The 24,522-nt window shown below is 67.1% G+C and carries 28 protein-coding genes; 9 read left to right on the forward strand and 19 right to left on the reverse strand.

Annotated features, from left to right (window positions below; all coding sequences use genetic code 11):
* Positions 1-5: 5 nt before the first annotated feature.
* The 3 genes from KQ910_RS07540 to KQ910_RS07550 form a co-directional block, all read right to left on the reverse strand.
* Positions 6-914 carry a DMT family transporter gene (locus KQ910_RS07540; RefSeq protein WP_216957912.1) on the reverse strand — a complete coding sequence of 303 codons (909 nt, stop codon included), beginning with the start codon at positions 912-914 and terminating at the stop codon, positions 6-8.
* 61 nt (positions 915-975) lie between these two features.
* Entirely contained in the window at positions 976-2,247 is a 1,272-nt protein-coding gene (locus KQ910_RS07545; RefSeq protein WP_216957914.1) for an acyl-CoA dehydrogenase family protein, read from the reverse strand.
* A 217-nt stretch (positions 2,248-2,464) separates the two neighbouring features.
* Complete coding sequence (locus KQ910_RS07550; RefSeq protein WP_216957915.1) at positions 2,465-2,767, reverse strand: hypothetical protein; 303 nt, start codon at positions 2,765-2,767, stop codon at positions 2,465-2,467.
* A gap of 229 nt (positions 2,768-2,996) precedes the next feature.
* Here KQ910_RS07550 and KQ910_RS07555 point away from each other — a divergent pair, with 229 nt between their 5' ends.
* Positions 2,997-3,815 carry a hypothetical protein gene (locus KQ910_RS07555; protein ID WP_216957917.1) on the forward strand — a complete coding sequence of 273 codons (819 nt, stop codon included), beginning with the start codon at positions 2,997-2,999 and terminating at the stop codon, positions 3,813-3,815.
* A gap of 37 nt (positions 3,816-3,852) precedes the next feature.
* Here the strand turns inward: KQ910_RS07555 and KQ910_RS07560 are convergent, their stop codons facing one another.
* The 3 genes from KQ910_RS07560 to KQ910_RS07570 are packed head-to-tail and all read right to left on the reverse strand — an operon-like array spanning position 3,853 to position 6,340.
* A complete protein-coding gene (locus KQ910_RS07560; protein WP_216957919.1) occupies positions 3,853-5,118 on the reverse strand; it encodes a sensor histidine kinase in 1,266 nt (421 codons plus the stop codon).
* A gap of 3 nt (positions 5,119-5,121) precedes the next feature.
* A complete protein-coding gene (locus KQ910_RS07565; protein WP_216963675.1) occupies positions 5,122-5,814 on the reverse strand; it encodes a response regulator in 693 nt (230 codons plus the stop codon).
* Between the two features lie 58 nt (positions 5,815-5,872).
* The gene (locus KQ910_RS07570; RefSeq protein ID WP_216957921.1) at positions 5,873-6,340 is read right to left on the reverse strand and encodes a Spy/CpxP family protein refolding chaperone; all 468 of its coding nucleotides are present in this window, start codon (positions 6,338-6,340) and stop codon (positions 5,873-5,875) included.
* A gap of 106 nt (positions 6,341-6,446) precedes the next feature.
* Here KQ910_RS07570 and KQ910_RS07575 point away from each other — a divergent pair, with 106 nt between their 5' ends.
* Entirely contained in the window at positions 6,447-6,995 is a 549-nt protein-coding gene (locus KQ910_RS07575) for a GNAT family N-acetyltransferase (protein ID WP_216957923.1), read from the forward strand.
* Here KQ910_RS07575 and hisN read toward each other — a convergent pair.
* Both hisN and KQ910_RS07585 read right to left on the reverse strand, forming a co-directional pair.
* Entirely contained in the window at positions 6,962-7,732 is a 771-nt protein-coding gene (hisN, locus tag KQ910_RS07580; RefSeq protein WP_216957925.1) for a histidinol-phosphatase, read from the reverse strand. The two genes, KQ910_RS07575 and hisN, sit on opposite strands and share 34 nt — an antisense overlap.
* Positions 7,733-8,263 (reverse strand): c-type cytochrome, encoded by a 531-nt coding sequence (locus KQ910_RS07585; RefSeq protein WP_216957927.1) that lies wholly within the window; start codon positions 8,261-8,263, stop codon positions 7,733-7,735.
* A gap of 174 nt (positions 8,264-8,437) precedes the next feature.
* Here KQ910_RS07585 and KQ910_RS07590 point away from each other — a divergent pair, with 174 nt between their 5' ends.
* Genes KQ910_RS07590 through KQ910_RS07600 form a run of 3 tightly spaced genes read left to right on the forward strand, consistent with a single transcriptional unit; the run spans position 8,438 to position 10,925 of the window.
* A complete protein-coding gene (locus tag KQ910_RS07590) occupies positions 8,438-9,334 on the forward strand; it encodes a prephenate dehydratase (protein WP_216957929.1) in 897 nt (298 codons plus the stop codon).
* An 8-nt stretch (positions 9,335-9,342) separates the two neighbouring features.
* Entirely contained in the window at positions 9,343-10,005 is a 663-nt protein-coding gene (rpe, locus tag KQ910_RS07595) for a ribulose-phosphate 3-epimerase (RefSeq protein WP_216957931.1), read from the forward strand.
* Positions 10,002-10,925 carry a glutathione S-transferase family protein gene (locus tag KQ910_RS07600; protein ID WP_216957933.1) on the forward strand — a complete coding sequence of 308 codons (924 nt, stop codon included), beginning with the start codon at positions 10,002-10,004 and terminating at the stop codon, positions 10,923-10,925. Before rpe ends, KQ910_RS07600 begins: the two co-directional genes overlap by 4 nt.
* Here KQ910_RS07600 and KQ910_RS07605 read toward each other — a convergent pair.
* Positions 10,922-11,815, reverse strand: a complete 894-nt coding sequence (locus KQ910_RS07605) for a sugar phosphate isomerase/epimerase family protein (protein ID WP_216957935.1) — start codon at positions 11,813-11,815, stop codon at positions 10,922-10,924. The two genes, KQ910_RS07600 and KQ910_RS07605, sit on opposite strands and share 4 nt — an antisense overlap.
* 63 nt (positions 11,816-11,878) lie before the next feature.
* On the opposite strand from KQ910_RS07605, the gene KQ910_RS07610 reads away from it, so the two are divergent.
* A complete protein-coding gene (locus tag KQ910_RS07610; RefSeq protein WP_216957943.1) occupies positions 11,879-13,573 on the forward strand; it encodes a helicase HerA-like domain-containing protein in 1,695 nt (564 codons plus the stop codon).
* Between the two features lie 28 nt (positions 13,574-13,601).
* Here KQ910_RS07610 and leuB read toward each other — a convergent pair whose 3' ends face one another.
* From leuB to ffh, 9 genes are all read right to left on the reverse strand, one after another.
* Positions 13,602-14,720 (reverse strand): 3-isopropylmalate dehydrogenase, encoded by a 1,119-nt coding sequence (gene leuB / locus KQ910_RS07615; protein WP_216957945.1) that lies wholly within the window; start codon positions 14,718-14,720, stop codon positions 13,602-13,604.
* Positions 14,721-14,913: 193 nt separating this feature from the next.
* A complete protein-coding gene (leuD, locus tag KQ910_RS07620; protein WP_216957947.1) occupies positions 14,914-15,528 on the reverse strand; it encodes a 3-isopropylmalate dehydratase small subunit in 615 nt (204 codons plus the stop codon).
* Between the two features lie 65 nt (positions 15,529-15,593).
* Positions 15,594-16,088, reverse strand: coding sequence for an RDD family protein (locus tag KQ910_RS07625; RefSeq protein WP_216957949.1), 495 nt, complete (start codon positions 16,086-16,088; stop codon positions 15,594-15,596).
* A 125-nt stretch (positions 16,089-16,213) separates the two neighbouring features.
* Positions 16,214-17,659 (reverse strand): 3-isopropylmalate dehydratase large subunit, encoded by a 1,446-nt coding sequence (leuC, locus tag KQ910_RS07630; RefSeq protein ID WP_216957951.1) that lies wholly within the window; start codon positions 17,657-17,659, stop codon positions 16,214-16,216.
* A 7-nt stretch (positions 17,660-17,666) separates the two neighbouring features.
* Positions 17,667-18,152, reverse strand: a complete 486-nt coding sequence (rplS, locus tag KQ910_RS07635) for a 50S ribosomal protein L19 (protein WP_216957953.1) — start codon at positions 18,150-18,152, stop codon at positions 17,667-17,669.
* A gap of 16 nt (positions 18,153-18,168) precedes the next feature.
* Complete coding sequence (gene trmD / locus KQ910_RS07640) at positions 18,169-18,888, reverse strand: tRNA (guanosine(37)-N1)-methyltransferase TrmD (RefSeq protein WP_216957955.1); 720 nt, start codon at positions 18,886-18,888, stop codon at positions 18,169-18,171.
* A 2-nt stretch (positions 18,889-18,890) separates the two neighbouring features.
* Positions 18,891-19,430: a ribosome maturation factor RimM gene (gene rimM, locus KQ910_RS07645; RefSeq protein WP_216957957.1), complete on the reverse strand. Its 540-nt coding sequence runs from the start codon at positions 19,428-19,430 to the stop codon at positions 18,891-18,893.
* 16 nt (positions 19,431-19,446) lie between these two features.
* Positions 19,447-19,818 (reverse strand): 30S ribosomal protein S16, encoded by a 372-nt coding sequence (rpsP, locus tag KQ910_RS07650; protein WP_068198414.1) that lies wholly within the window; start codon positions 19,816-19,818, stop codon positions 19,447-19,449.
* 59 nt (positions 19,819-19,877) lie between these two features.
* Positions 19,878-21,284, reverse strand: coding sequence for a signal recognition particle protein (ffh, locus tag KQ910_RS07655; RefSeq protein WP_216957959.1), 1,407 nt, complete (start codon positions 21,282-21,284; stop codon positions 19,878-19,880).
* A gap of 206 nt (positions 21,285-21,490) precedes the next feature.
* Here ffh and KQ910_RS07660 point away from each other — a divergent pair, with 206 nt between their 5' ends.
* Positions 21,491-22,087 (forward strand): CPBP family intramembrane glutamic endopeptidase, encoded by a 597-nt coding sequence (locus KQ910_RS07660; RefSeq protein WP_216957961.1) that lies wholly within the window; start codon positions 21,491-21,493, stop codon positions 22,085-22,087.
* A gap of 9 nt (positions 22,088-22,096) precedes the next feature.
* Here KQ910_RS07660 and KQ910_RS07665 read toward each other — a convergent pair whose 3' ends face one another.
* On the reverse strand, positions 22,097-22,699 hold the full coding sequence (locus tag KQ910_RS07665) for a 2-hydroxychromene-2-carboxylate isomerase (RefSeq protein ID WP_216957964.1): 603 nt from the start codon (positions 22,697-22,699) through the stop codon (positions 22,097-22,099).
* Positions 22,700-22,749: 50 nt separating this feature from the next.
* Here KQ910_RS07665 and KQ910_RS07670 point away from each other — a divergent pair, with 50 nt between their 5' ends.
* Both KQ910_RS07670 and dapF read left to right on the forward strand, forming a co-directional pair.
* On the forward strand, positions 22,750-23,667 hold the full coding sequence (locus KQ910_RS07670; protein ID WP_216957965.1) for a hypothetical protein: 918 nt from the start codon (positions 22,750-22,752) through the stop codon (positions 23,665-23,667).
* 6 nt (positions 23,668-23,673) lie between these two features.
* A complete protein-coding gene (gene dapF / locus KQ910_RS07675; protein WP_216957967.1) occupies positions 23,674-24,522 on the forward strand; it encodes a diaminopimelate epimerase in 849 nt (282 codons plus the stop codon).

Below are 24,522 nucleotides of genomic sequence, written 5' to 3' on the forward strand. Positions count from 1 at the left end.
GAGGTTCATACAGGAACGCGGGCGGCACGGTCGAGCGCGACACGCGTCAGAATGACGCCGGCCAGCACGATCAGCCCGCCCAGCACCCGGGCGGTGGTGAGCGGATCGCCGAAGAAGGCCGCCGAGAGACCGACCCCGGCCACCGGGATCAGGTACATGTAGACCATGACCCGGCTGACCCCGAGCCGCTCCAGCCCGGCGGTGAGGCCAAGGAAGGCGACGCCCACCGGGAAGATGGCAGTGTAGAGCCAGAAGCCCAGCAGCCTGTCGTCGAGCCGTCCGAACTCGCTCAAGGAATCGAAAGCGAGCGAGATCGGCACCAGTACGAGCGAGCCGAGCAGGGTCGTCCAGGCCATGACCGGAAGCGCGCCCAGCCGCTGATTGTATGGCGCGCAGCGCTCAACATAGAGCGCCCAGGCGAAAGCCGAGAGCATCCAGAGCAGGGTGCCGTCCAGGCTGCCGAACGACAGCGTGACCGAGGTGAGGCTGTTGTTCACGACCAGCACGACGCCCGCGAAAGCCAGTACGATGCCGGCCCAGCCCAGCCCCGGCAGCCGCCGCCCGCCGAACCAGGCGAGGATCGCGGAGAAGGCGGTGGTGGTGGTCATCACGATCGAGCCCAGGCTCGGCGCGGTGCGCGTCATCGCCAGGCCCCAACAGGCCTGGAACAGGGTGACGCCGATCAATGAGAGCAGGAACAGCGGCACCCAGTCGCGCCGCGCCAGACCGAGCGGCCGGCCCATCAACGCCATGGCGGCGAACAGGAAGAGGCTCGCGATCAGGTAGCGCGAGCCGCTGTAGAGCAGCGGACTCATGACCTGGAGCACGTCCTTGGCGAAGGGATAGCTCGATCCCATCAGAATGGCCGTGCCGAACATGATGAGGTCGCCCGTGTAGCGGCGTTCTGCTTTCACTCGTTCCTCAGTCCTCTCCGCCCGCGCAGCCGGGGGAGAGGAGGAAAGAGGGATTATTCACTTACTGCTTCGGCGCCGTCGACGTCTTCTGGGCGCCCCAGAAGCCGAACAGCGTGCCGGCGACGCGGCGGATCTGGATCTCCTCCGAGCCTTCGGTGATGCGGTAGCGGCGGTGGTGGCGGTAGATGTGCTCGAACGGCGTGTGGCGCGAATAGCCGATGCCGCCATGGACCTGCATGGCACGGTCGGCGGCGTCGCACACCAGCCGGTTGGCGCGGTAGTTCGACATGGCGACCCATTCCGAGACGTTCATGTGGTGCTCGCGGTCGAGATGCCACGCCGTCTTGCGCACCAGCCCGCGCGTCATCTCGGCCTCGGTGTGCAGCTCCGCCAGCGGGAACTGGATCGCCTGGTTGGTCGCCAGCGCCTTGCCGAACACCTTGCGGTTCTTGGCGTAGGCCACGGACATGTCGATGCAGTATTGCGCCGCGCCAAGGCTCGACGCGGCCTGGCGGATGCGGTTCTCGTGAACGAAGGTCTGCGCCACGTCGAGGCCGCGGCCTTCCTCGCCCAGCATGGTCGAGCCCGGCACCGTGACGTTGGTCAGCGACACCTCGGCATGGTCGGACGGCATGTTGAACGTCCACCACATGTATTCGATCTTGAAGCCTTGGGTCTTCACCGGCACCAGGAACGCCGAGATGCCGCGCGCATCGCCGTCCTTGCCCGAGGTGCGGGCGAAGACGAGGTCGACCGTGGCGGTATGCATGCCGGTGTTGAACCGCTTCATGCCGTTGATCACCCAGTCGGAGCCCTGCTTCGTCGCGGTGGTCTCCATGAAGGTGGCGTCGGAACCGTGCAGCGGCTCGGTGAGGCCGAAGCCGATGCGCTCGGTGCCCTTGAACATGCCCTCGATGTAGCGGTCCTTCTGCTCCTGCGTGCCGAAACGATGCAGCAGCAGCGCGACGGGGAAGTTGCCGACGATCGAGCTTTCGTTCTGCAGGTCGTTGTGCAGGCCAAGGCCCTTGTGCGCGAGATGCTCGCGGATCAGCGCCATGGCGAGGTTGGAGCCGTTCTTGCCGCCCAGTTCCTTCGGCAGGCCGAAACGCAGGTGACCGGCCTTGTCGGCCCGGCGCTTCATTTCCGCCAGCAGCTCCTCCCATTCGTGCCGCGGCTGACCGTCATTGTCCCAGTCGGTGCGGGCGTGCTCGCGGCGATGGTCGAAGAAGCGGATATTGTCGTCCTGCCGTTCCAGCGGCCGGATCTCGCGCTCGATGAACTCGTCGAGTTCACGCAGATAGGCTGCGATGTCGGCGGGAATGTTGAAATCCATAGTGAGCTTCCTTGGTAAACGGTTGTTCACCTCATACCACAGGACGCCGACCCGCTGCCTTTCCAATCGTGCGAAGAGCGCCCTTGCGGGGCGCTCTTCTGGTCGGTGCCACATGGGCGCGAGGCAGGTCGGGTCAGATGACGCCGACGATGCCGATGAGGCGAACCATCACGCTCAGCGCTGTCGGCGCCGTCGAGTTGATCTTGTCGACGGCCTTTCAGATCGCGTCCGCCCGCTGATACAGGGCCTCGATCACGGACATCAGTTCCTTTGCCGTCAGGCGACTCTCGCGGGCACTGCGGACAAGTTCGTCATGGGCCGCCAGTGTCTTCTGGGAGAGTCGGGCAAGGTCGACGGACTGGAGTTCGGCCGTTCCCGCCTGGGCAGAGGCGATGGCCTCGAGCGCCGCGCGCCTGTCGGCGGAGAAGGCGACCGTCCTCGGGATGACGTTGTAGGTGAGAACCCGGTTGTTCAGGTCCTCTGCCGCGCCGTCGGCGATCGTGCGCTGGAATTCGGCCATCAGGCTCAGTCCGCCGCTTCGTGGCCTGACCCTGCGATCATTCGCTTGACGCCTTGGAGGGGTCTTGGAGGCGTGCCGCTCGTCACTCCGTGGGTTCACCACAGAGAGCCGCGAATCCCTTCATTCCGCGAACGTGGGGATTGCCACAGAGGTTTTCCGATCGGCCGGCCTAGCGTGCGTCCAGACACAGCGGTGTCGTTCGGGAGAAGCACAAATGGCTCAGTTCAACATGGAGATCGCGGCGCCGACTTTGCCGCTCAGCGCGACCAGCGGCGACAAGGACATACTGCGTCTTCAGGAATGGCTCGTCGTCCGCGGCATCGGTGTCGGCGAGAACGGAAACGCCGCGCCCGGAACGGCGGCCTCGGTCGGAATCGACGGAGACTTCGGTCCATCGACCCAGGCCGGTTGCGCGACCTTCGCCGCCGCCGCCGGTCTTCCGTCTGCCGCCGTCAACGCCACGTTCTGGCAGGCGCTGACCGTCGGGATGGCGACGGCCTTCGCTTTCCAGTCCACGTGTCCGAATGTCGGCGACGCGGTGATCGAGACGGCGCGCGCGCATCTCGTCCAAAGGCCCCTCGAGGCGCGGCGCTTCGTCGACAGTGAGCTCAGGGGGCGCGACAATTCCGGCCCCTGGGTGCGGGCCTACTGCCTCGGCATCTCGGACCAATGGTGCCAGGGTGCTGCCTCGCAATGGGTGAAGCAGGCCTTCGCCGCCCTGGGCAGGCCGTTGCCGTTTCCCCTGGATGGCCAGGGAATTGCGCCGCTCTATGTTCCCTCCATCGTCGGGTCGGCCCGCAGGAACAATCGTCTCGTGTCCGGTGCAAGCACCACTGCGGTTCCGGCGGGCTCCTTCTTCTTCGTGCGCGGCACGATCAACGGGCAGCAGAGTCACGTTCACGTCGGCGTGGTGATTTCGCCGATACGACCGGACGGTAGATTCGACACGATCGAGGGTAACGCCAACACTGATGGCGGCCAGAACGGATGGGAGGTTTGTCAGCGAACCAGATCGCGGGCGACCTGCGATTTCGGCGTGCTGGCGTGACACTCGTATGCGGTCGACAAGCCGAAGATCAGGCGGCTCATCCCGTCGGCAGGTCGACCCGGAAGCGGCTGCCGCCGCCTTCTGCAGCAAGGCAAACCGCGTCGCCGCCATGGCGGCGGGCGATGTCGAGGACGAGAGCCAGGCCGAGTCCGCTGCCGCGCCCGCTCTCCGCCGAGCCGGCCATGCGATAGAAGGGCTCGAAGATGCGCTGGCGCTCGGCTTCGGGGACGCCAGGGCCTCGATCGGTCACTTCGAGGACGGCGCAATCGGACTCGCGAGTGACCGACACGGCGACTGAATCGTCGCCGTCCTTGCCGGTGCCGTAGCGCTGGGCGTTCTCGACGAGATTGCGGACCAGGCGGCGCAGCAGGGTGCGGTCGCCGTTGACGGTCACGGGTTCGCCGCTCACCTCGACGTCGTAGTGCGAGGCTTCCTCGGCGGCGAGCGCCAGCAGGTCGATCGGCTCGTGTCTTTCCAATGTTGGCAAAGCTTCCAGCCGGCTTGCCAGGAGGATCTGCTCGATGAGCTGGTCGAGTTCGGCCACGTCGCGCTTCAGCGATTCGCGCGTCCGGGGATCGGCGGCGTCGCCCAGCAGTGAGGCGGCGACCGAAATGCGGGTGAGCGGCGTGCGCAGCTCGTGACTGGCATTGGCCAGCAGCAGCCGGTGGGCCGCCACCAGCTCCTCGATGCGCTGCGCCGAGCGGTTGAAGCTCGCGGCCAGCGCGGCCACTTCGTCGCGACCCTCCACCTTCACGCGGGCGCCGAGATCGCCGTGGCCCAGCCGGTCGACGCCGGTCTTGAGCCGTTCGAGCCGCCGGCCGAGGCCGCGCACCACGGGAAACGAGCCGACCGCGACGGCGATGGCGACGAGAGCCAGTGCCGCCGCGATCCAGTAGATGGGGTTGGGCCGTTCCCGGACCTGACGCGCCACCAGCCAGCGGCCGTCGGGCAGTTGCAGCACGAAGTTCGGCCCACCGGGGCCGCGACGCCAGCCGGTGCGGGCGCGACTCGGCTCGAAGCGCGGCGGCGGCTTGCCGGCCATGGCGATCATGTCGCCGTCGGGTTCGTAGAGCGCGATGTCGAAGCGCAGCTTGCGCTGCAGCGCCTCGATCGCGCGCTGCTGCTCGGGCCGCGGTGCGTTGCTGTCGGGTAGCAGCGCGCCGGTCAGTTCCGCCGCGACGTCGAGATATTGCGGCGTGCGGTTGTCGTCGTCCGCCAGCCGCCACAGCAGCACCGCCGCGCCGACGAACACCGCCAGCACGACGAGGATGGTGACGTAGAATTGCAGGTAGAGGCGCTGCATGGGCTAGCGGTCCTGGTCCCTGGCGAAGACGTAGCCGGTGCCGCGCAGGGTCAGGATGCGGCGCGGTTTCTTCGGATCGTCCTCGATGGCGGCGCGGATGCGGCTGATATGGACGTCGACCGAGCGGTCGAAGGCTTCGAGCTTCTCGCCCTTCAACACGTCCATCAGTGCGTCGCGCGAGAGGACGCGGCCGGCGCGCTCGGCCAGCGCCAGCAGAATCGCGAACTGGTACGAGGTGATGGCGCGCTCCTCGCCGTCGATCCTCACGACGCGCGCCCCCTTGTCGATCTCGAGGCGGCCGAAGCGAAGAACGTCGGCTTTCGCTGCGGTGCCGCCCTTGCGGCGCAGGATGGCGCGCAGGCGGGCCTGCAATTCGCGCGGCTCGAAGGGCTTGGCGAGATAGTCGTCGGCGCCCAGTTCGAGGCCGACCACGCGGTCCATCGGCTCGCCGCGCGCCGTCAGCATCAGGATCGGGACGTCGCTGCTGCCGCGCAGGCGGCGGCAGAGATCGAGGCCGTCGGCGTCGGGCAGCATGAGGTCAAGGATGACCGCGTCGAAAGTCTCGCGCTTCAGCTGGGCTTCGCCGTCGCGGCCGGTGCCAGCGACGGTCACACGAAAGCCCGCCCCGCCGAGATAGTCGGAAACCATCCCGGCGAGGCGGTCGTCGTCGTCGATCATCAGGATGCGCTCGGCCATCTGCTCAGTATCGGACCGGCGCGGTCCCGATGTCATCTTCCGTCAGTCCTTGCTTGCTTCAGCCCTTCCGCGGACCGTGCTTGTGATCGCTCCAGGTCTTGAAGAAGGCCTGGCGCTGGTTGGCGTTCAGCACGTTGCCGGCGTCGGTCAGCGCCTTGGTGAAGCGCTTGGAGCTGTCGTCCGCGATCTTCATCTCGGCGGCGCGGATCTGCTCGATCTTCGCCGGGTCGATGGTCGGGGCCTCGAGCGCCGCACGCATCGCCTTGCGGTTCTCGGCGCGCTGGGCGTGCAGCGGCTTCAGGTCGGCGAAGGCGGCCTGCAGGATGCCGGTGATCTGCTTCTTCTGTTCCTGCGTCGCGTCGGTGCCATTGAGCGCCTTGTCCACGCGCTTCTCGATGCGCTCCTGGAACTTGGCCGGGTCGACCGACCCGCCGTCCGCCCGGGCAAAGGCCGGCGCGCCGGCGGTCGCCGCGAGGCTGCCCGCGAGGAGGGCGGCCATTACCGTCTTGATGCTGAGGTTCGTCATGTCTGTCTCCATCTGGTTTCGGGTTGCTGTCCCCGTGAAGCCAAGATGGAGGGTCCCGGTTTCGCGCCCATCTCGCGGCGGTAAAGTTGTGTAAAGTGCCCCGGCCATGACGATCGTGACGACCGAGCGCCTGTCGCTCAGACCATTGCTGCCCGCCGATGCCGAAGACTACGCGGCCATGCGCTTTCATCCCGAGGTGGCGAAGTGGCTGCCGCCGGCGCCGGGCAAGGCGCAGGAAGGCGATTTCGTGGCGTTGGCCCACACCACCATCGAGCGCTTCATCGTTTCCTGGCAGGAGCGCCGGTATGCGCCCTGGGGCGTGTTCCGCGAAGGCAAGCTGATCGGCCATGCCGGGCTGAACTACATCGAGCAGTTCGATGGCGTGGAAGTGTTGTGGTCGCTGCATCCCGACGCTTGGGGCCAGGGCTATGCCGCCGAAGCGGCACGCGCGGCACTCGCCTACGGATTCGAAACGCTGGGACTGGACCGGATTTTCGCGATCACGCTCGAGGAGAATCGCGCTTCGCGCGCGGTGATGGAGCGGATCGGCCTCACCTACCGCAAGCGCGTCGATTACAAGGGCTTCACCGACATCGTCTGGTACGACATCGATCGCACGGCCTATGCCGAGAGGATGTCCAGCGCGGCGCGGTGAACGGCAGGGTCGCCGGCCGCGACGACCGCGCCCTCGGAATGCATGTCGAGCGGCTTGCCCTTCCAGTCTGTGATCACGCCGCCCGCGCCCGTGATGACGGGGATCAGCGCGGCATAGTCGTAGAGCTTGAGGTCCGCCTCGACGACGAGGTCGACGTGCCCTGCGGCCAGCAGCCCGTAGGCGTAGCAGTCGCCGCCCCAGCGGAAGAGCTTCACCTTCTCGGTGAGCGTCTGGTGCGATTTGGCGTAGCCGCCGGCAAACATGGAAGGTGCGGTCGAATACATGTAGGCGTTCGCGACGCTCGCACAGGCGCGCACCGAGATCGGCTTGCCGTTCAGGGTCGAGCGCTCGCCGGCCACGCCCAGCCAGCGTTCCTGCAGGATCGGCTGGTCGATGATGCCGAGCACCGGCTTGCCACGATGGAACAGGCCGATCAGCGTGCCGAACAGCGGCAGGCCGGTGATGAAGGCCTTGGTGCCGTCGATCGGATCGAGAACCCAGACGTATTCTGCGTCGGTGCGGACTGCGCCATGCTCTTCGCCGAACACGCCGTGATCTGGCACGTGACGCGTCAGCAGATCCCGCATCGCCGTCTCGGCTTCGCGGTCGGCGATGGTCACGGGGCTCTGGTCGGTCTTGTCGTCGACCGTGACGCCGGTTCGGAAATAGCGGGCCGCGATCGGCCGCGCGGCGTCGGCCAGCTGGTGGGCCAACGCGACGAGGTCGGAAGGAACCACCTAGGGAAGCGGCGCGGGCGTGTCGGCCATCGTGCGCAGGTAGGCGATCATGTCGGCGCGCTCCTGCTCCTTCGGGAGGCCGGCAAACGCCATCTTCGTGCCGCGCACATAGGCATTCGGCTTGAAGATCAGATGATCGATGTCTTCGTAGGTCCAGTTGCCGCCCTTGGCGGTCAGGGCCGAGGAGTAGCCGAAGCCGGCATGGCTGGCCTTGGGACGATTGACGACGCCCCACAGGTTCGGGCCGACCTTGTTGGCGCCGCCCTTGTCGATCGTGTGGCAGCTGAAGCACTGCTTCTGGAACAGCGCCTTGCCGGCCTCGACGTTGGCGCCGGCCAGCTTCGGACCGATCGGCGGAATCTCGATCGCGGCGGGCGCGGCGGCCGTGGCCGTCGGGGCTTCGTCGGTGACGGCAAGCGCCGGCTTGTCCAGCTTGTGCGGGTGCACGACGGCATTGGAGACCTTGCCGACCACCATCGCGAAGAGGGCGGAAGCCAAAACGCAGCCTGCGATCGTGTTGAAACTGGCCATAGTCAAATCCCGAAACGGCAAATTCTACGGACGCTGCTGTAGCATGCCCGCACGCCCGCCAGTAGTATTCCATCGCGTCTGGCAGCTCGCGCGGCGGAACGTCGCAAGTGCCGGATATTACGAGGTTTTTCGCCTATCGGTGGGCGTCGAAACGCGACGCGGGGAGCAAGGTAAATGGCCAAGGGACGGGGCGGCAAAGCCGCCGCCAGCAACATCATCGCCTTCCAGGGCGAGCCCGGCGCCAATTCCGACATGGCCTGCCGCGCCGCCTTTCCCTGCATGACGACCCTTCCGTGCCCGACCTTCGACGCCGCCATGGGCGCCGTCCAGGCCGGCAAGGCGGAGCTGGCCATCATCCCGGTCGAGAACTCGATCGCCGGCCGGGTGGCCGACCTCCATAGCCTGCTGCCGCACACCAGGCTCAAGATCGTGGCCGAGCATTTCCAGCGGGTCGAGCACTGCCTGGTGGCTCTGCCGGGGGCGTCGCTGAAGTCCATCCGGACTGTGAAGAGCCACGTCCAGGCGCTGGCCCAGTGCCGGAACTTCCTGAAGAAGAACAAGCTGCAGCCGGTGGTCCATGCCGACACGGCCGGCGCGGCCCGCGAGATCGCCGAGATCGGCGACGCCAGCGTGGGCGCCATCGCCTCCTCGCTCGCCGCCCGCATCTACGAACTCAAGGTACTCGCCAAGAACATCGAGGACGCCGACCACAACACCACCCGCATGCTGGTCTTTTCGCGCGAGGAGGCCCATCCGGACTGGCGCACGGTACAGTGCATGACCGCCTTCCTGTTCCGCGTGAGGAGCCGGCCCGCGGCGCTCTACAAGGCGCTGGGCGGCTTTGCGACCAACGGCGTCAACATGGTGAAGCTGGAGAGCTACCTCTCCGGCGCCCGCTTCGAGCAGGCGCTGTTCTACGCCGAGGTCGAAGGCCATCCCGACCAGCCCAACGTCGCGCTGGCGCTCGAGGAGCTGGACTTCTTCTCCGACGAGCTGAAGCTGCTGGGCTCCTTCCCGACCAATCCGTTCCGGCGCAAGGGCTGGGACGCCCCGACCCGTCCCGGCACCTGAGAAAGACAATGCCGCAACAGCCCGTCCGCATCGCACCGTCCATCCTGTCGGCGGATTTCGCCGCGCTCGGCCAGGAGATCGAGGCCATCACCAGGGCCGGTGCCGACTGGGTCCATGTCGACGTGATGGACGGGCATTTCGTGCCCAACCTCACGATCGGCCCGATGGTGGTGAAGGCGCTGCGCAAGCACAGCAAGCTGCCCTTCGACGTCCATCTCATGATCTCGCCGGTCGATCCGCTGGTCCCGGCCTACGTCGATGCCGGTGCCGACGTGATCTCGTTCCATCCCGAGGCCGGGCCGCACGTCCATCGCACGATCCAGCTCATCAAGAGCTTCGGCCGCAGGGCCGGCATCGTGCTCAACCCGGCGACGCCGCTGTCGGTCGTCGAGCCTGTGCTGGGCGACCTCGACCTGGTGCTGGTGATGAGTGTCAATCCGGGCTTCGGCGGCCAGGCCTTCATCGAGAGCCAGTTCGCCAAGATCGCTGCGCTCCGCAAGGCGATCGACGCGCTGGGCAAGCCGATCGACCTGGAAGTCGACGGCGGCGTCAACGTCGAGACCGCGAAGCGCTGCATCAAGGCCGGCGCCGACGTCCTCGTCGCCGGAACGGCCGTGTTCACGGGCGGACCCGAACGCTACGCGGCCAACATCGAGGCGCTGCGCTCATGACCGACATGATCCTGCACCACTATCCGAACTCGCCCTTCTCCGAGAAGGTGCGCATCGCCTTCGGCGTCAAGCAGGCCGCCTGGAAGTCGGTGGTGATCCCGAACATTCTGCCGAAGCCCGACCTGATGCCGCTGACCGGCGGCTATCGCAAGACTCCGGTGATGCAGGTCGGCGCCGACATCTACTGCGACACGCAGCTCATCATGCTGGAGATCGAGAAGCGCGCGCCGACGCCGCCGCTCCTGCCCAAGGGCAAGGAAGGCGTGGCGCGGGCGCTGGCCATGTGGATCGACCGCAACATCTTCTGGGCGGCGGTCGGCGTCGTCATGGGCGCGCTCGGCGACAAGCTGCCGGAGGCCTTCCTGAAGGACCGCAGCGCCTTCTCCGGCCGTTCGTTCGATCCCGCCGCGCTCAAGGCCGCGGCGCCGACGGCGCTGCAGCAGACCTACGCGCAGCTCGTCATTGCCGAACAGATGCTGGCCGACGGCCGGCCCTACCTGCTCGGTGACGAGCCGTGCCTGGCCGACTGCGCGCTCTACAATCCCGTCTGGTTCATCAAGGAGCGGCTGGGTGGCGGAAAGACGGTGCCGCCGTTCGACCGGCTGCCGCTGATCACGGGCTGGTCGGAGCGCATGAAGGCCGCCGGCAGCGGCAAGCCGACGGAGATCTCTGCCGCCGAGGCAATCGCCATTGCCAAGGAAGCGACGCCGGAAGCGACGAGCGTCGATGCCAGCGATCCCAGCGGCCTCAAGGCCGGTCAGACGATCGGCGTCACGCCCGACGATACCGGCAAGGTGCCGGTGAGTGGCGTGCTGGTCGGTCTCACAAACGACCGCGTCTCGATCAAGCGGCACGACGACAAAGTGGGCGACGTCGTCGTCCACTTCCCCCGCGCCGGCTTCATCCTCACGCCGGCTTAAACGACCTCGACGCCGATTTCGGCGGCGATCCGGCGCAGACCGGCGACGGAGCGCGCCGTGGCGTTGCGTCCGTCCTGCGGACAGTGCGTCTCGATGCTGGCATGGATCTCACGGACCGGGCGCGGCGCGCCGGCGACCGCGGTGAGTAACCGCGTGAGCTCGGCGGCCCAGGGAATGTCACCGTCGCCGAACGGCACGGTCCGCCGGGCCGAGCTGTCGCGATCCTTGAGATGGATGAGGTCCACGAGCGGCGCCAGGTGGGCGATCTCTGCATCGCTCGGCGGTTTGCCGATGGCCCAGGCATTGCCGATATCGACCAGCGGCTTCAACTGCGGCGGCATCGGATTGGGGTCCGTGGCTTCGGCGAGTGCCGTGAAGAAGTCGGAGAGGTCGGTGATCGAGCCGATGTTGCAGACGGGCTCGTTCTCGATCTCCACGGCGATGGAATAGGTGAGGCCGAGGTCGGCCAGCCGCTCGAAGCGGCCGATCAGGTCGGCCGGCCTGTAACCCGGATAGCGCAGGTGGCTGAAGACGCGGATCTTCTCGGCGCCGAACACGGTGGCCATGTCGAAGGCGTGGACCAGCGGGTCGTCCGCGGGGCATTCGGCCGGATCGAAAGCAAAGTCGACCGGACCACCCTCCGTTCCCTTGCCGGGCGCGGCCCATTTCAGCAGCGGCGACACGAACGTCGGGACGCTCAGGCCTTCCTTCTCGAGCCGCCGCGCGATCGCGCTTCCCTGCTCGAGCGACAGGCCGAGCAGGTTCTTTCCATCCACCGTGCGCATGTCGAGGCGACGCACCTCGTGTTCGCTGCAGAAGGAGATCATTTCGTCGAGGGAGGGGCCGATTTCATCGCCGATGACGGCGAGCGCGAGACGGGGGAGGGACATGCGGCTACCCTACTATGGACCGGCTGCTTTGGCTAAAGTCCGGCCAGGCGCAAGGGAGACGGCATGAGCGACGACGCGATCTTCGTGGGAGCCAGCGAGGCGGACCAGTATCTCCTGCTGAAGTATGCCAACCGCCACGGTCTGGTCGCCGGCGCGACGGGGACCGGCAAGACCGTGACTCTGCAGACCATCGCCGAAGGTTTCTCCGCCTATGGTGTCCCGGTCTTCATGGCCGACGTGAAGGGCGACCTTTCCGGTGTGAGCCAGCCCGGCGGAAACAATCCGCGGGCGCTGGAGCGTGCGAAACAGCTCGGCATCGACGGCTATGCCGGCCGCGCCTTCCCGACGGTCTTCTGGGACCTGTTCGGCGAGAAGGGTCATCCCATCCGCACGACGGTGAGCGAGGTCGGGCCGGTGCTGATGGCCCGGCTGCTGCAGCTCAACGAGACGCAGGAAGGCGTGCTCAACATCGTCTTCAAGCTGGCGGACCAGCAGGGCCTCCTGCTGCTCGACTTCAAGGACCTGCAGGCGCTGCTGCAATGGGTTGCCGAGAATGCCGGCACGCTCACCACCGAGTACGGCAACGTCAGCAAACAGTCGGTCGGCACCATCCAGCGCCAGCTCCTGACGCTCAGCCAGCAGGGCGGCGAGAAGTTCTTCGGCGAGCCGGCGCTCGACCTCGCCGACATGATTCGCTGCGATGCGGCGGGCCGCGGCACGATCAACATCCTGGCGGCAGACCGGCTGATGCAGAGCCCGCGCCTCTATGCGACCTTCCTGCTGTGGCTGCTGTCGGAACTCTTCGAGGCGCTGCCCGAGGTGGGCGATCTCGACAAGCCGAAGTTCGTCTTCTTCTTCGACGAGGCGCACCTTCTGTTCGACGACGCGCCCAAGGCGCTGCTGTCGCGCATCGAGCAGGTCGTGCGCCTGATCCGTTCGAAGGGCGTCGGCATCTACTTCATCACCCAGAACCCGCTCGATGTGCCGGAGACGGTCCTGGGCCAGCTCGGCAACCGGGTGCAACACGCGCTGCGGGCGTTCACGCCGCGCGACCAGAAGGCCGTGAAGGTGGCGGCCGAGACGTTCCGTCCCAACAAGGCGTTCAATGCCGCGCAGGTCATCACCGAACTCGGCGTCGGCGAGGCGCTGCTGTCCTTCCTCGACGCCAAGGGCGTGCCTTTCCCGGTCGAGCGCTGTCTCGTCGCACCGCCTCAGGGCCGCATCGGTCCGGCGACGGCGGAGGAGCGGGCCGCGGTGATCGCGGCGAGCCCGCTCGGTGGCAAGTATGACCGGGCGATCGATCGCCAGTCGGCCTATGAAGTGCTGACCGGCCGCGTTGCATCGGCTTCCTCACCCCCGGTATCGGCGTCCCCGGACGGTGCCCCGCGCCGCCGCGGCCAGTATGGATCGGTACCGCCGACGGTGCCGGCGAAGACAGGCCCATGGGGGCCTCGCCCGGCCGGGCCGCCGCCCCAGGTCGAGCAACCGGTTCCGCCCGAGCCGCGGCCCCAGCCGCGTCTCAAGACAGCGCAGCCCCAACCGCAGGCGCCCACGCCGGCGCCGAAGAAGGCGCCGGCTGGGCGTCAGCGCGATTCAGTGGGGATCACGGTCGCCAAGGCGGCGGGGCGCAGCATGGCCACCATCGCCGCGCGGGAAGCGGCTAAGGCCGTGTTCGGCAAGGGCAAGGCCGCCAGCATCGGCGCCAGTGTGGGCGGCGCCGTGCTGCGCGGCGTGCTGGGGTCGATCCTGCGAGGCTGAGCCGGCTTTCGCTCAGCTCAGACGCCGATCAGCTCAGGCGGTCCAGTTCCTTGACGATGGCGTCGCCCATTTCCTGGGTGCCGACCTTCTTCACGCCGTCGGTATTGCCGACCAGAAGATCGCCGGTGCGGTAACCCGCCTTCAGCACGTTCTCGACGGCGGTCTCGACCATGTCGGCGTCCTTGCCGAGGTCGAACGAGTAGCGAAGCATCATCGCGTAGCTGAGCGTCTGCGCGATCGGATTGGCCAGGCCCTTGCCCGCGATGTCGGGCGCACTGCCGTGGATCGGCTCGTACAGCGCCTTGCGGCGGCCGGTGGCGTCGGGCGCGCCGAGCGAGGCCGAGGGGAGCAGGCCGAGCGAGCCCGTCAGCATCGACGCCTCGTCCGACAGGATGTCGCCGAACAGGTTGTCGGTGACGATCACGTCGAATTCCTTGGGCGCGCGCAGCAGCTGCATGGCGAGCGCGTCGGCGTACATGTGCTCAAGCTTCACGTCGGAGTACTTCTCCTTGTGCAGCTTGGTCGCCTCTTCGCGCCACAGCACGCCGGTGTGCATCACGTTGGCCTTCTCCGAGGAGAGGACCTTGTTCTTGCGCTTGCGGGCCAGTTCGAAGGCGACGGCGCAGACGCGGCGGATTTCCGGCGCCGTGTAGCGCTGCGTGTCGAAGGCCTCGACCTCGCCGGCGGCGTTGACATGGCGGCCGCGCGGCTCGCCGAAGTAAACGCCGCTGGTCAGTTCGCGGATGATCATGATGTCGAGGCCCTTGACGATCTCGGGCTTGAGCGACGAGGCGTCGACCAGCGCGTCGAACACCTTGGCCGGGCGCAGGTTGGCGAAGAGGTCCATCTCCTTGCGCAGGCGCAGCAGGCCGCGCTCGGGCTTCTTGCTGAAATCGGCGGTGTCCCACTTCGGGCCGCCGACCGAACCGAACAGCACGGCATCGGCCTCGAGGGCGGTCTTCATGGCGTCGTCGCTGAGCGGCACGCCGTGCTTGTCGAGCGCGGCGCCACCGACCAGGTCCTCGGTGATGTCGAAGCCGACCGCGCGCTTCTTGCCCATCCAGGCAATGATCTTGCGGACTTCGTTCATCACCTCGGGGCCGATGCCGTCGCCGGGCAGCACGAGCAGATTGCGATTGGACGCCATGATGGTCAGGTCTTCCGTTGGGTTTGGAATTCGGATCGGTTTGGACGGTCTTCGGTCCGCTTGAATGACCTCATCCTGAGGAGCGCCGCCTTCGGCGCGTCTCGAAGGATGGGCAACAGGCGCGGTGTCCGTTGCCCATCCTTCGATACGCTCGCTGCGCTCGCTCCTCAGGATGAGGTCGGGGGTTTGTTCCTCAGGCCGCGCCGTGCAGCCAGGGCTGCGACTCGCTCTGGCGGCGCTCGAAGTCGTCGATGTCCGACTTCTTCTCCATCGTCAGGCCGATATCGTCGAGACCTTCCATCAGGCACTTCTTGCGGAAGGGATCGATTTCGAAGCGGACGGTGCCGCCGTCTGGACCCTTGATCTCCTGCTTCTCGAGATCAACCTCGATGATGGCGTTGGAGCCGCGGCTCGCATCGTCCATCAGCTTGGCGATGATCTCCTTCGGCATCTTGATCGGCAAAATGCCGTTCTTGAAGCAGTTGTTGTAGAAGATGTCGGCGAAGTCCTCGGAGATGATGCAGCGGATGCCGAAGTCGAGCAGCGCCCAGGGCGCGTGCTCGCGGCTCGAGCCGCAGCCGAAATTGGGACCCGCCACGATGATCTTGGCGTTCTGGTAGGCCGGCTGGTCGAGGACGAAGTCCTTCTTCTGGCCGTCCGCCGTCCAGCGCATCTCGTAGAACAGGCCTTCCTTGAGACCCGTGCGCTTGATGGTCTTCAGGAACTGCTTCGGAATGATCATGTCGGTGTCGACATTGACCATGGGCAGCGGCGCAGCGACGCCGCTCAGCGTCGTGAATTTTTCCATGAGACCTCCCGGAAAGGCCGGAATAAACGGGCTTTCCGGGCCGGGGTCAAGCCGCCGATTCTCGTCTAGCGGGTCTTGATGACCAGGGTGTTGGCGATCATGTCGTGCAGCCCACGCTTGCGCTCGGTGAAGCCGACCATGATGTAACCGATGCAGAAGATCAGGGCGGAGAGGATCTTGGCGAAGTATCGCCCCGTGGCATTGAGGAAGCTGAGGCGCTTGCCGTCGCCGGTCACGACCCTAAGCCCCATGGCCATCTTGCCGACCGTGGCGCCCCGCTCGGAACTCTCCATCAGGGCGAAATAGAGCCAGAAGACGAGGATCGACAGCAGGTTTGCCGTCGGGTCGATATTCTCCGGATTCTCGAAATCCATGTATTTGACGCCGAATACCGACATCACGACGCCCAGCACCAGACTGACGAGGATGGCGTCGATGATGTAGGCCACGACGCGGATCCAGAAGCCGCCATAGGCCACTGGAGCGTTGCCGTCCGGCCGGGCGTCCCAGACGGGCGGTGGGGGTGGGGCGGCGGAACCTGAGTTCGGGACGCTGGCCATGTGTCTCTCCCACGAGGGTCGGCGAAAACGACGTGCCTACATTGGCCACGGGCGTTGCCGACTGCAAACAGAAACGGGCGGTGCCTTGCGGCACCGCCCGTCTTTCGTTCGCCGTGAAACGGCGATTACTGGAAGTCGCGAACGTCGGCGAGCGTGCCCCGGATGGCGGCTGCCGCGGCCATGGCCGGGCTCACCAGATGGGTACGGCCGCCACGGCCCTGACGGCCCTCGAAGTTGCGGTTCGAGGTCGAGGCGCAGCGCTGGCCGGGCTCGATGCGGTCGGCGTTCATCGCCAGGCACATCGAGCAGCCCTGCAGGCGCCATTCGAAGCCGGCCTCGATGAAGATCTTGTCCAGACCTTCACGCTCGGCCTCGGCCTTCACCAGGCCGGAGCCCGGCACGACCATCGCCGACACGTTCGAGGCGACCTTGCGGCCGCGCGCGATCTCGGCGGCGGCGCGCAGGTCTTCGATGCGGCCGTTGGTGCACGAGCCGATGAACACGCGGTCGATCGGCACGTCGACGAGGCGCGTGCCCGGCGTCAGGCCCATGTAGGCCAGCGACCGGGTCCAGGCCTCGCGGCGGTTCTCGTCCGGCGCGTTGGCCGGGTCGGGAACGACGTCGGTGATCGGCAGCGCGTCCTGCGGGCTCGTTCCCCAGGTCACCATCGGCGGAATGTCCGAGGCGTTGAGGTCGAGCTGCACGTCGAAGTGAGCGTCCTTGTCCGACGGCAGGCGACGCCACTGGCTCAGCGCCAGGTCCCACGCTCCGCCCTTCGGGGCGAACGGACGACCCTGGAGATACTTGAAGGTCGTCTCGTCCGGCGCGATCAGGCCGGCGCGGGCGCCCGCCTCGATCGACATGTTGCAGACCGTCATGCGGCCTTCCATCGTGAGCTCGCGGATGGCGCGGCCGGCATACTCGATCACGTAGCCGGTGCCGCCGGCCGTGCCGAGCTTTCCGATGATGGCCAGAATGACGTCCTTGGCGGTGACGCCGAGCGGCAGGCTGCCCTCGACCGCGACGCGCATGTTCTTGGCCGGCTTCTGGATCAGCGTCTGCGTGGCGAGCACATGCTCGACCTCCGAGGTGCCGATGCCGAAGGCCAGCGCGCCGAACGCGCCATGCGTCGAGGTGTGGCTGTCGCCGCACACGATCGTCATGCCGGGCAGGGTCAGGCCCTGCTCGGGGCCGATCACGTGCACGATGCCGCGGCGCGGATCGTTCAGGTCGAAGTAGGGCACGTGGAAGTCGGCGACGTTCTTCTCGAGCGTCTCGACCTGGACGCGCGACTCCTCGTCCTCGATGCCCTGGCTGAAGTCCGTCGTCGGCGTGTTGTGGTCGGCGACCGCAATGGTGGCGTCGGGACGGCGTACCGGCCGTCCCGCCATGCGCAGGCCCTCGAAGGCCTGCGGGCTGGTCACCTCGTGAACGAGGTGACGATCGATGTAGATGACACAGGTCCCGTCGTCCTGGCGATGGACGACGTGGCTGTCCCAGATCTTCTCGAACAGGGTCCGCGGAGGCGGCGGCGGCGCCGGCGGGGTGGCCGACTTCTTGCGGAACGCCATGGTGCGCCTACTTCTTCCCGCCGCCCTTGGCGTTGCGGACGCTCTTCTCTTCCTTCGGCTTTTCCTTCTTGAGCTTCTCGCGGCGCGGACGCTTGAGAGCCTCCTCGGCCTGCGTGGCGATCAGCTCGCGCTGGGCCTCGGTGTCCTCGGCGATGCGGCTCGCCTTGCCGCGCAGATCGCGCAGGTAGTAGAGCTTGGCGCGGCGCACGACGCCCTTACGGACGACCTCGATTTCCCAGATGTTCGGGCTGTAGAGCGGGAACACGCGCTCCACGCCTTCGCCGAAGCTGATCTTGCGCACCGTGAACGACGAGTTCACGCCGGCATTCTTGCGGCCGATGCACAGGCCTTCATAGACCTGAAGGCGCTCGCGGTTACCTTCCTGCACCTTCACGTGCACCTTCAGCGTGTCGCCCGATTCGAAATACGGAACGGGCCGCTCTTCCTGCACCTTGTCGATCGTCGTCTGGCCGATCGCGTCGAGAATGTTCATCTCATCCATCCTTTCGTCACTTCTCATCGTTTCCCGCCGCGGTCCGGCGCGCGGCCCAAAGATCGGGCCGTCGCCTCCGCGTGATCTCTTCCCGCTGCTTCATCCGCCAGTCGGCGACCTTGCCGTGGTGCCCCGAGACCAGAACCTCCGGCACGCGCCGTTCGATTCCATCGGGGCCTGCCCAGGTCGCGGGCCGGGTGTAGTGCGGGTACTCCAACAATCCGTCCTCGAAACTCTCCTCGTTCGCCGAATCGGCCGCGCCCATCACACCGGGCAGCAGCCGCACGCAACAATCCATCATCGCAATGGCCGCGATCTCGCCGCCCGAAAGCACGAAATCGCCGACCGATATCTCCTCCAGCGCGTGGGCCTCGATGACGCGCTCGTCGACGCCCTCGAACCGCCCGCACACCATCAACACGCCCGGTCCCGCCGCCAGCTCCCGCCCGCGCGCCTGACTGAACGGCGCGCCACGCGGCGAGAGCAGGACCTTCGGCACTCCCGGCATCGCGACCGCCTCGATCGCTGCCGACAGCACGTCCGGTTTCATCACCATGCCGGCGCCGCCCCCGAAGGGTGCATCGTCCACCGTGCCATGGCGATCCCTGGCGAACCGCCTGATGTCGACGGCCTCCAGCGACCACACGCCCTCCCTGAGCGCCCGGCCGGCCAGGCTCTCGCCCAACGGGCCCGGAAACATCTCCGGGAAAAGCGTAAGCGCGGTTGCGCGCCACACCTTTATTCCTCCGCCTCCTTCGCCGGCCCGCCCGTCAGCAAACCTGCCGGCGGATTGACCGTAACCTTGCCGCCCTCGACATCGACCTCGGGCACCGCCTCGTCGGTGAAGGGCAGCATCACCGAATGCCTCGATGCGCTGCCTCCCGACACTTCCATCGTCCGCCCGGCGCCGAAATCGTGGAAGGCCATGACCTTCCCCCAATCCCGGCCCTCCCGGTCGAACGCGGCGAGCCCGATCAGGTCCGCCTCGTACCACTCCCGCTCGTCCGTCTCCGGCAGTCGCTCGCGCTCCACATAGAGCCGCAAACCCCGTACTGCCTCGGCCGCCGTGCGATCGGCTACACCCTCGATCCGGGCAAGCACCGCGCCCTTTACGGAGCTCAGCGCCTCGACCCGGTACTCCTTAGTCCCTTTCTCGTCCGACAGCGCGCCGTAGGAGGCGATCGCCATCGGATCCTCGGTGTAGCTCCGGATGCGCACCAGGCCGCGGACTCCATGGGGTGCCGAAACGACGCCCAGCAGGATGCGACCCTTGCTCATCGGAACCACCGCCCGATCAGGTGGCCGCAGCCTCCGTCGCGGGCTCGGCGGCGGCAGCCGCGGCGGCCTCGGCCTTCATGCGCTCCTGCGCCTTGGCGCGCGGGGCGGACTTCTTGGTCTGCTCGCGGCGCTCGCGCGGCTTCATCAGCTCGGCCTGCGACAGGAACTTCGCGACGCGGTCGGACGGCTGCGCGCCGACCTTCAGCCAGTGGGCGATGCGCTCCTTGTCGAGCGTCAGGCGCTGCGCGTGGTCGCGCGGCAGCAGCGGATTGTAGGTGCCCAGCTTCTCGATGAAGCGGCCGTCGCGCGGGCTGCGCGAGTCGGCGACGACGATGTGGAAGAACGGACGCTTCTTGGCGCCGTGACGGGTCATGCGGATTGCGATCATTCTCTCAAGTCCTCTCTTCAGTCTCTCGATTCGTCGATCTGTCTAACTTCGTTCAACCTTCAGCGCGGAAAGCCAGGCGGCATGCCCATGCCGCCGCCCAGGCTGCGCATGAACCCCTTTTCGCCGAGCTTGTTCACCCGCTTCATCATTTTCAGCATGTCGGCATGCTGCTTGAGCAGCTTGTTGACGTCTTGCACCTGCACGCCCGAGCCCTTGGCGATGCGCTTCTTGCGCGACGCGTGGATCATGTCGGGGTTGCGGCGTTCCTTCGGCGTCATCGCGAGGATGACGGCTTCCTGGCGCTTGAGCTGGCCCTCGTCGATCTTGGCCTTGGACATCGCGGCCTTGGCCTGCATCGCGCCCGGCAGCATGCCCATCAAGCCCGACAGCCCGCCCATCTTGCGCAGCTGGCGCAGCTGGTTGAGCAGGTCGTCCATGTCGAACTGGCCCTTGCGGACCTTGGCGGCGAGCTTCTCGGCGTCTTCCTTGTCGATCGTCTCGGCGGCGCGCTCGACCAGCGAGACGATGTCGCCCATGCCGAGGATCCGGGACGCGATACGGTCGGGATGGAACGGCTCCAGCGCGTCGAACTTCTCGCCGACGCCGATCAGCTTGACCGGGCGGCCGGTGACGGCGCGCATCGAGAGCGCCGCACCGCCGCGCGCGTCGCCGTCGACGCGGGTCAGCACGATGCCGGTGACGGCCAGCCGGTCGTTGAAGGCCTTGGCCACGTTCACGGCGTCCTGGCCGGTCATGGCGTCGGCGACGAGCAGCGTCTCCTTCGGCTTGGCCAGGTCGCTGATGTCGGCCACTTCCTTCATCAACTCTTCGTCGATGGAGAGGCGGCCCGCCGTGTCGAGGATGAGGACGTCGAAGCCTTCGCGCTTGGCCGTCTCGAGCGCGCGCCGGGTGATGGCGAGCGGCATTTCGAGCGGGACGATCGGCAGGGTCGGGACGTTGGTCTGCTCGCCCAGAACCTTGAGCTGGTGCTGCGCGGCCGGACGACGCGTGTCGAGCGAGGCCATCATGACCTTGCGCCGCGTCGAGAAGCTGCCGCCGAACATCTCGGCCGCCATGCCCTGCGGGCCCTGGCTCAGCCGATAGGCGATCTTGGCCGAGGAAGTGGTCTTGCCGGAGCCCTGCAGGCCGACCATCAGGATGACGACGGGCGGGATGGCCCCGAGGTCGAGATCGGCGACGGTGCCGCCCAGCATCTCGACCAGGTGGTCGTTGACGATCTTGATGACCATCTGGCCCGGCGTGACCGAGCGGATGACGTCGGCGCCGATCGCCTTCGGCCGGACCTCGTCGATGAACTGGCGGACGACCGACAGGGCGACGTCGGCCTCGAGCAGGGCGGTCCGCACCTCGCGCAGGGCCGCGTCGACATCGGCCTCGGACAGCGCACCGCGCCCCCGAAGCTTGTCGAAAACATCGCCCAGACGCTTGCTAAGACCCTCGAACATCGTGCTCCCGTTCGCTCAAAGACGTATCGCGCCGATGCGCGAACCTTCGCGGATCAGCGGAGCTCCCCGAAGGGGGAACCATGTAAATCGGCACGACCGATTGAGCCGGCGGGGTATAAGGCTTGCCGCGTCAGGAGTCAAAACGCTTGGACGGCTCGTCTAACTCATTGAATAACAACGATTCCCGGCGCCTCCCGGGCTGGTCTGTGCTGGCCTTTCTGGTCGCCGCGCCGCTGATCGGGCTGGCCGCTTTCTGGCTTTTGCCCGATCGGACCAACCTGTCGATGCTGGCCATCTTCTTCGCGGCGGGCCTGCTGGGCATCGCGGTCGCGGTCCTGCCGCTCGGCCGGAACGCGCCGGCCGCCCTCGGCTTGCGGCCCGTGGGCTGGCGCCCGATCGTCCTTGCGGTGGTGGGCACCACGGTCCTGTCCTTCGTCGTCAGCCAGCTCGGGCCGCAGCCCGAGGGGGTGCGGCAAGTCACGGAGGGCATCCAGGGCGTGCGGGCACTCCAGACCCTGGCCGTCCTGGGCATTTTGGCCCCCCTTGCAGAAGAACTCGTCTTCCGCGGCCTGCTTTACGGCTGGCTGGCCGGCCGGTGGAACAACCTCGTTGCCTTCGTGATCAGCTCGCTGGCTTTCGCGGCCGCCCATGCAGAGCCCGTGCACATTCTTCTGGTCCTGCCGCTGGGCTTCTGGTTCGGCTGGCTGCGCTGGCGTACCGGCTCGCTGGTCCCCACGATCGTGGCGCACATGATCAACAACACGATCGCCGTGGCGGCCGCGGCGTTCCTGGGCGGCTCCTGATCGGAGAGATCAGGAGGCGAGCTTGCGCTCGACGAAGTCGAGCCGGTCCTGGCCCCAGAAGATCTCGCCGTCGATGACGAACGAGGGCGCGCCGAACACACCCTGCTCGATGGCATGCTTGGTGTAGGCTTCGCGCTTCTCGGCAATGCCCGCGGCCTCGCTCGCCTTCATCACCGCCGCGCCGTCGAGGCCACAGCCGTCGATGATCGCCTTCAGCGTGTCCGGATCGCCGCTGTTCTTCTCCTCGGCCCATAGACCGGTCAGCAAGGCGTGAGCGACCTTTATGGCGTCCGCCATGCGGCCCTGCTCGCGCAGCGCGATCACGCATTTCGCAGCCGGCACTTCGTTGGCGGGAAAGAACTTGGGCTCGAGCGTTGTGTTGACGCCGAGATGGTCGCGCCAGCGCTTCAGCTCCATCATGCGATAGGCTTGGCGTTGCGGCGAACGCTTGGGCAGCGGCAGGCCGCCGGATACGGCGAAGATCGAGCCGAAATCGACCGGCCAGATCGTGACGCTCGCGCCGTGCTTTTTCGCCATGGCGTCGAAGCGCGCGGACCCGAGATAGGTCCACGGCGAATTCAGCGAGACGTAGTAGTCGACATGCTTGCCCATGCGTTCCTCGTATTTCTCCAGTGGCGCGGACTGTGGCGCAAAGCCTGTCGATGCGCCATCTTCGCGGCGTGACCGAAGACGCTCATTCCGGACGGGCCATTGCCATCACCGGCGGCGACGCCGCCTATTTCGGCCTGATGCGCGATTGCATCGAGTCGCTTCAGGCGACGGACGTGGGTCGGGCGCTGGCGCTCGGGGTGCTCGATTGCGGATTGACCGGGGAACAACGTGCGTGGTGTCGCGAACGAGGTGCAACGCTCGTCGTGCCCGAGTGGGATTTCGACTTCCCGGGCCGCGAGAACCTGAAGGACGGCTACAAGGCGCTGACGGCGCGGCCCTTCCTGCCGCGCTATTTTCCGGGCTTCGACCTGTATCTCTGGATCGACGGCGACTGCTGGGTACAGCAGGGCGACGCGGTCGATCTGTTCCTGAGCGCCGCGCGCACCGGCGCACTGGCCGTCGCACCCGAGATTCACCGCTCGATGCGCCACTATCGGCACGCCTGGAAGGAATTCTCGACGATCAACGGCGCGGCGTTTGAGGCCTGCTTCGACCGGGAAACCGCCGAGCGGCTGATCCGCTATCCGCTGATCAATGCCGGTGTTTTCGCGCTCGCGGCCGGGGCGCCTCACTGGCGGGGCTGGGCGGAACTGCTGGGCGAAGCCCTGCGGCGGTCCACCGACATGACCGACCAGGTGGCGCTGAACGTCCTGGTGTACGACCGCGGCTTCGCCTGCGAACCGCTGCCCAGTCGCTGCAACTGGCCGGTCCATCATGCCACGCCGGCCTGGGACGCCGGCCGCGGCCTGTTCGTGGAGCCGGCCATGCCCTACGAGGCGCTCGGCATCCTGCATCTCACGATCTACACCAAGCGGCTCGCCACGCTCGACGTGCGCGAAATCGGCGGTCCGCACGCGGGCCAGGTGCGGGCGCGCTCGTTGCGCTGGCCCGGCCGAACCGCCATATAGCGCCGCATGGCCGGAACGCCTTTTCTCAAGATGCACGGGCTGGGCAACGACTTCGTCGTGCTCGATGCGCGTACCGCTGCGCTCGATCTCACGCCGCCGCGCCGCCGCGCCATCGCCGACCGCCGCCTGGGCGTGGGCTGCGACCAGCTCATCGTGCTGGAGCCGCCGACCGAAGGCGAGGCCGACATCTTCATGCGCATCTACAATCCCGACGGCACCGAGGCCCAGGCCTGCGGCAACGCCACGCGCTGCGTCGCCTCGGTGGTGATGGACGAACTCAAGGCCGAGGAAGCGACGATCCAGACCATCGCTGGCCTGCTCGAATCGCAGAAGGTCGGCCGCGGCGCCAACGGCCTGCCCGTGATCTCCGTCGACATGGGACTGGTGCGGATGGACTGGCGCGAGATTCCGGTCGCGACGGCGTGCGACACGAATCACCTGCCGGTCGGCATCGGCCCGCTGCAGGATCCGGTCGGCACCAATGTCGGCAATCCGCATGCGACCTTCTTCGTCGACGATCTGGCGGCGATCCCGATCACGGAGCTGGGGCCGAAGCTGGAGCACGATCCGTTTTTTCCCGAGCGTGTGAACGTCGGTGTCGCCCAGGTGATCGGCGAGAACAGGGTGAAGCTCAGTGTCTGGGAACGCGGCGCGGGCCTGACGCTCGCCTGCGGTTCGGGCGCCTGCGCGGCCGGCGTCGCCGCGGCACGGCGCGGGCTCACCGGCCGCAAGGTCGATGTCGTGGTCGAGCACGGCACCCTCACCATCGAGTGGCTGCGCGACGATCATGTTTCGATGACCGGCGGCATCGCGCTCGCCTACAGGGGCGAACTCGACCGCTCCCTGCTTTCCTGA

This window comes from Reyranella humidisoli, from assembly GCF_019039055.1.
GTDB lineage: Bacteria > Pseudomonadota > Alphaproteobacteria > Reyranellales > Reyranellaceae > Reyranella > Reyranella humidisoli.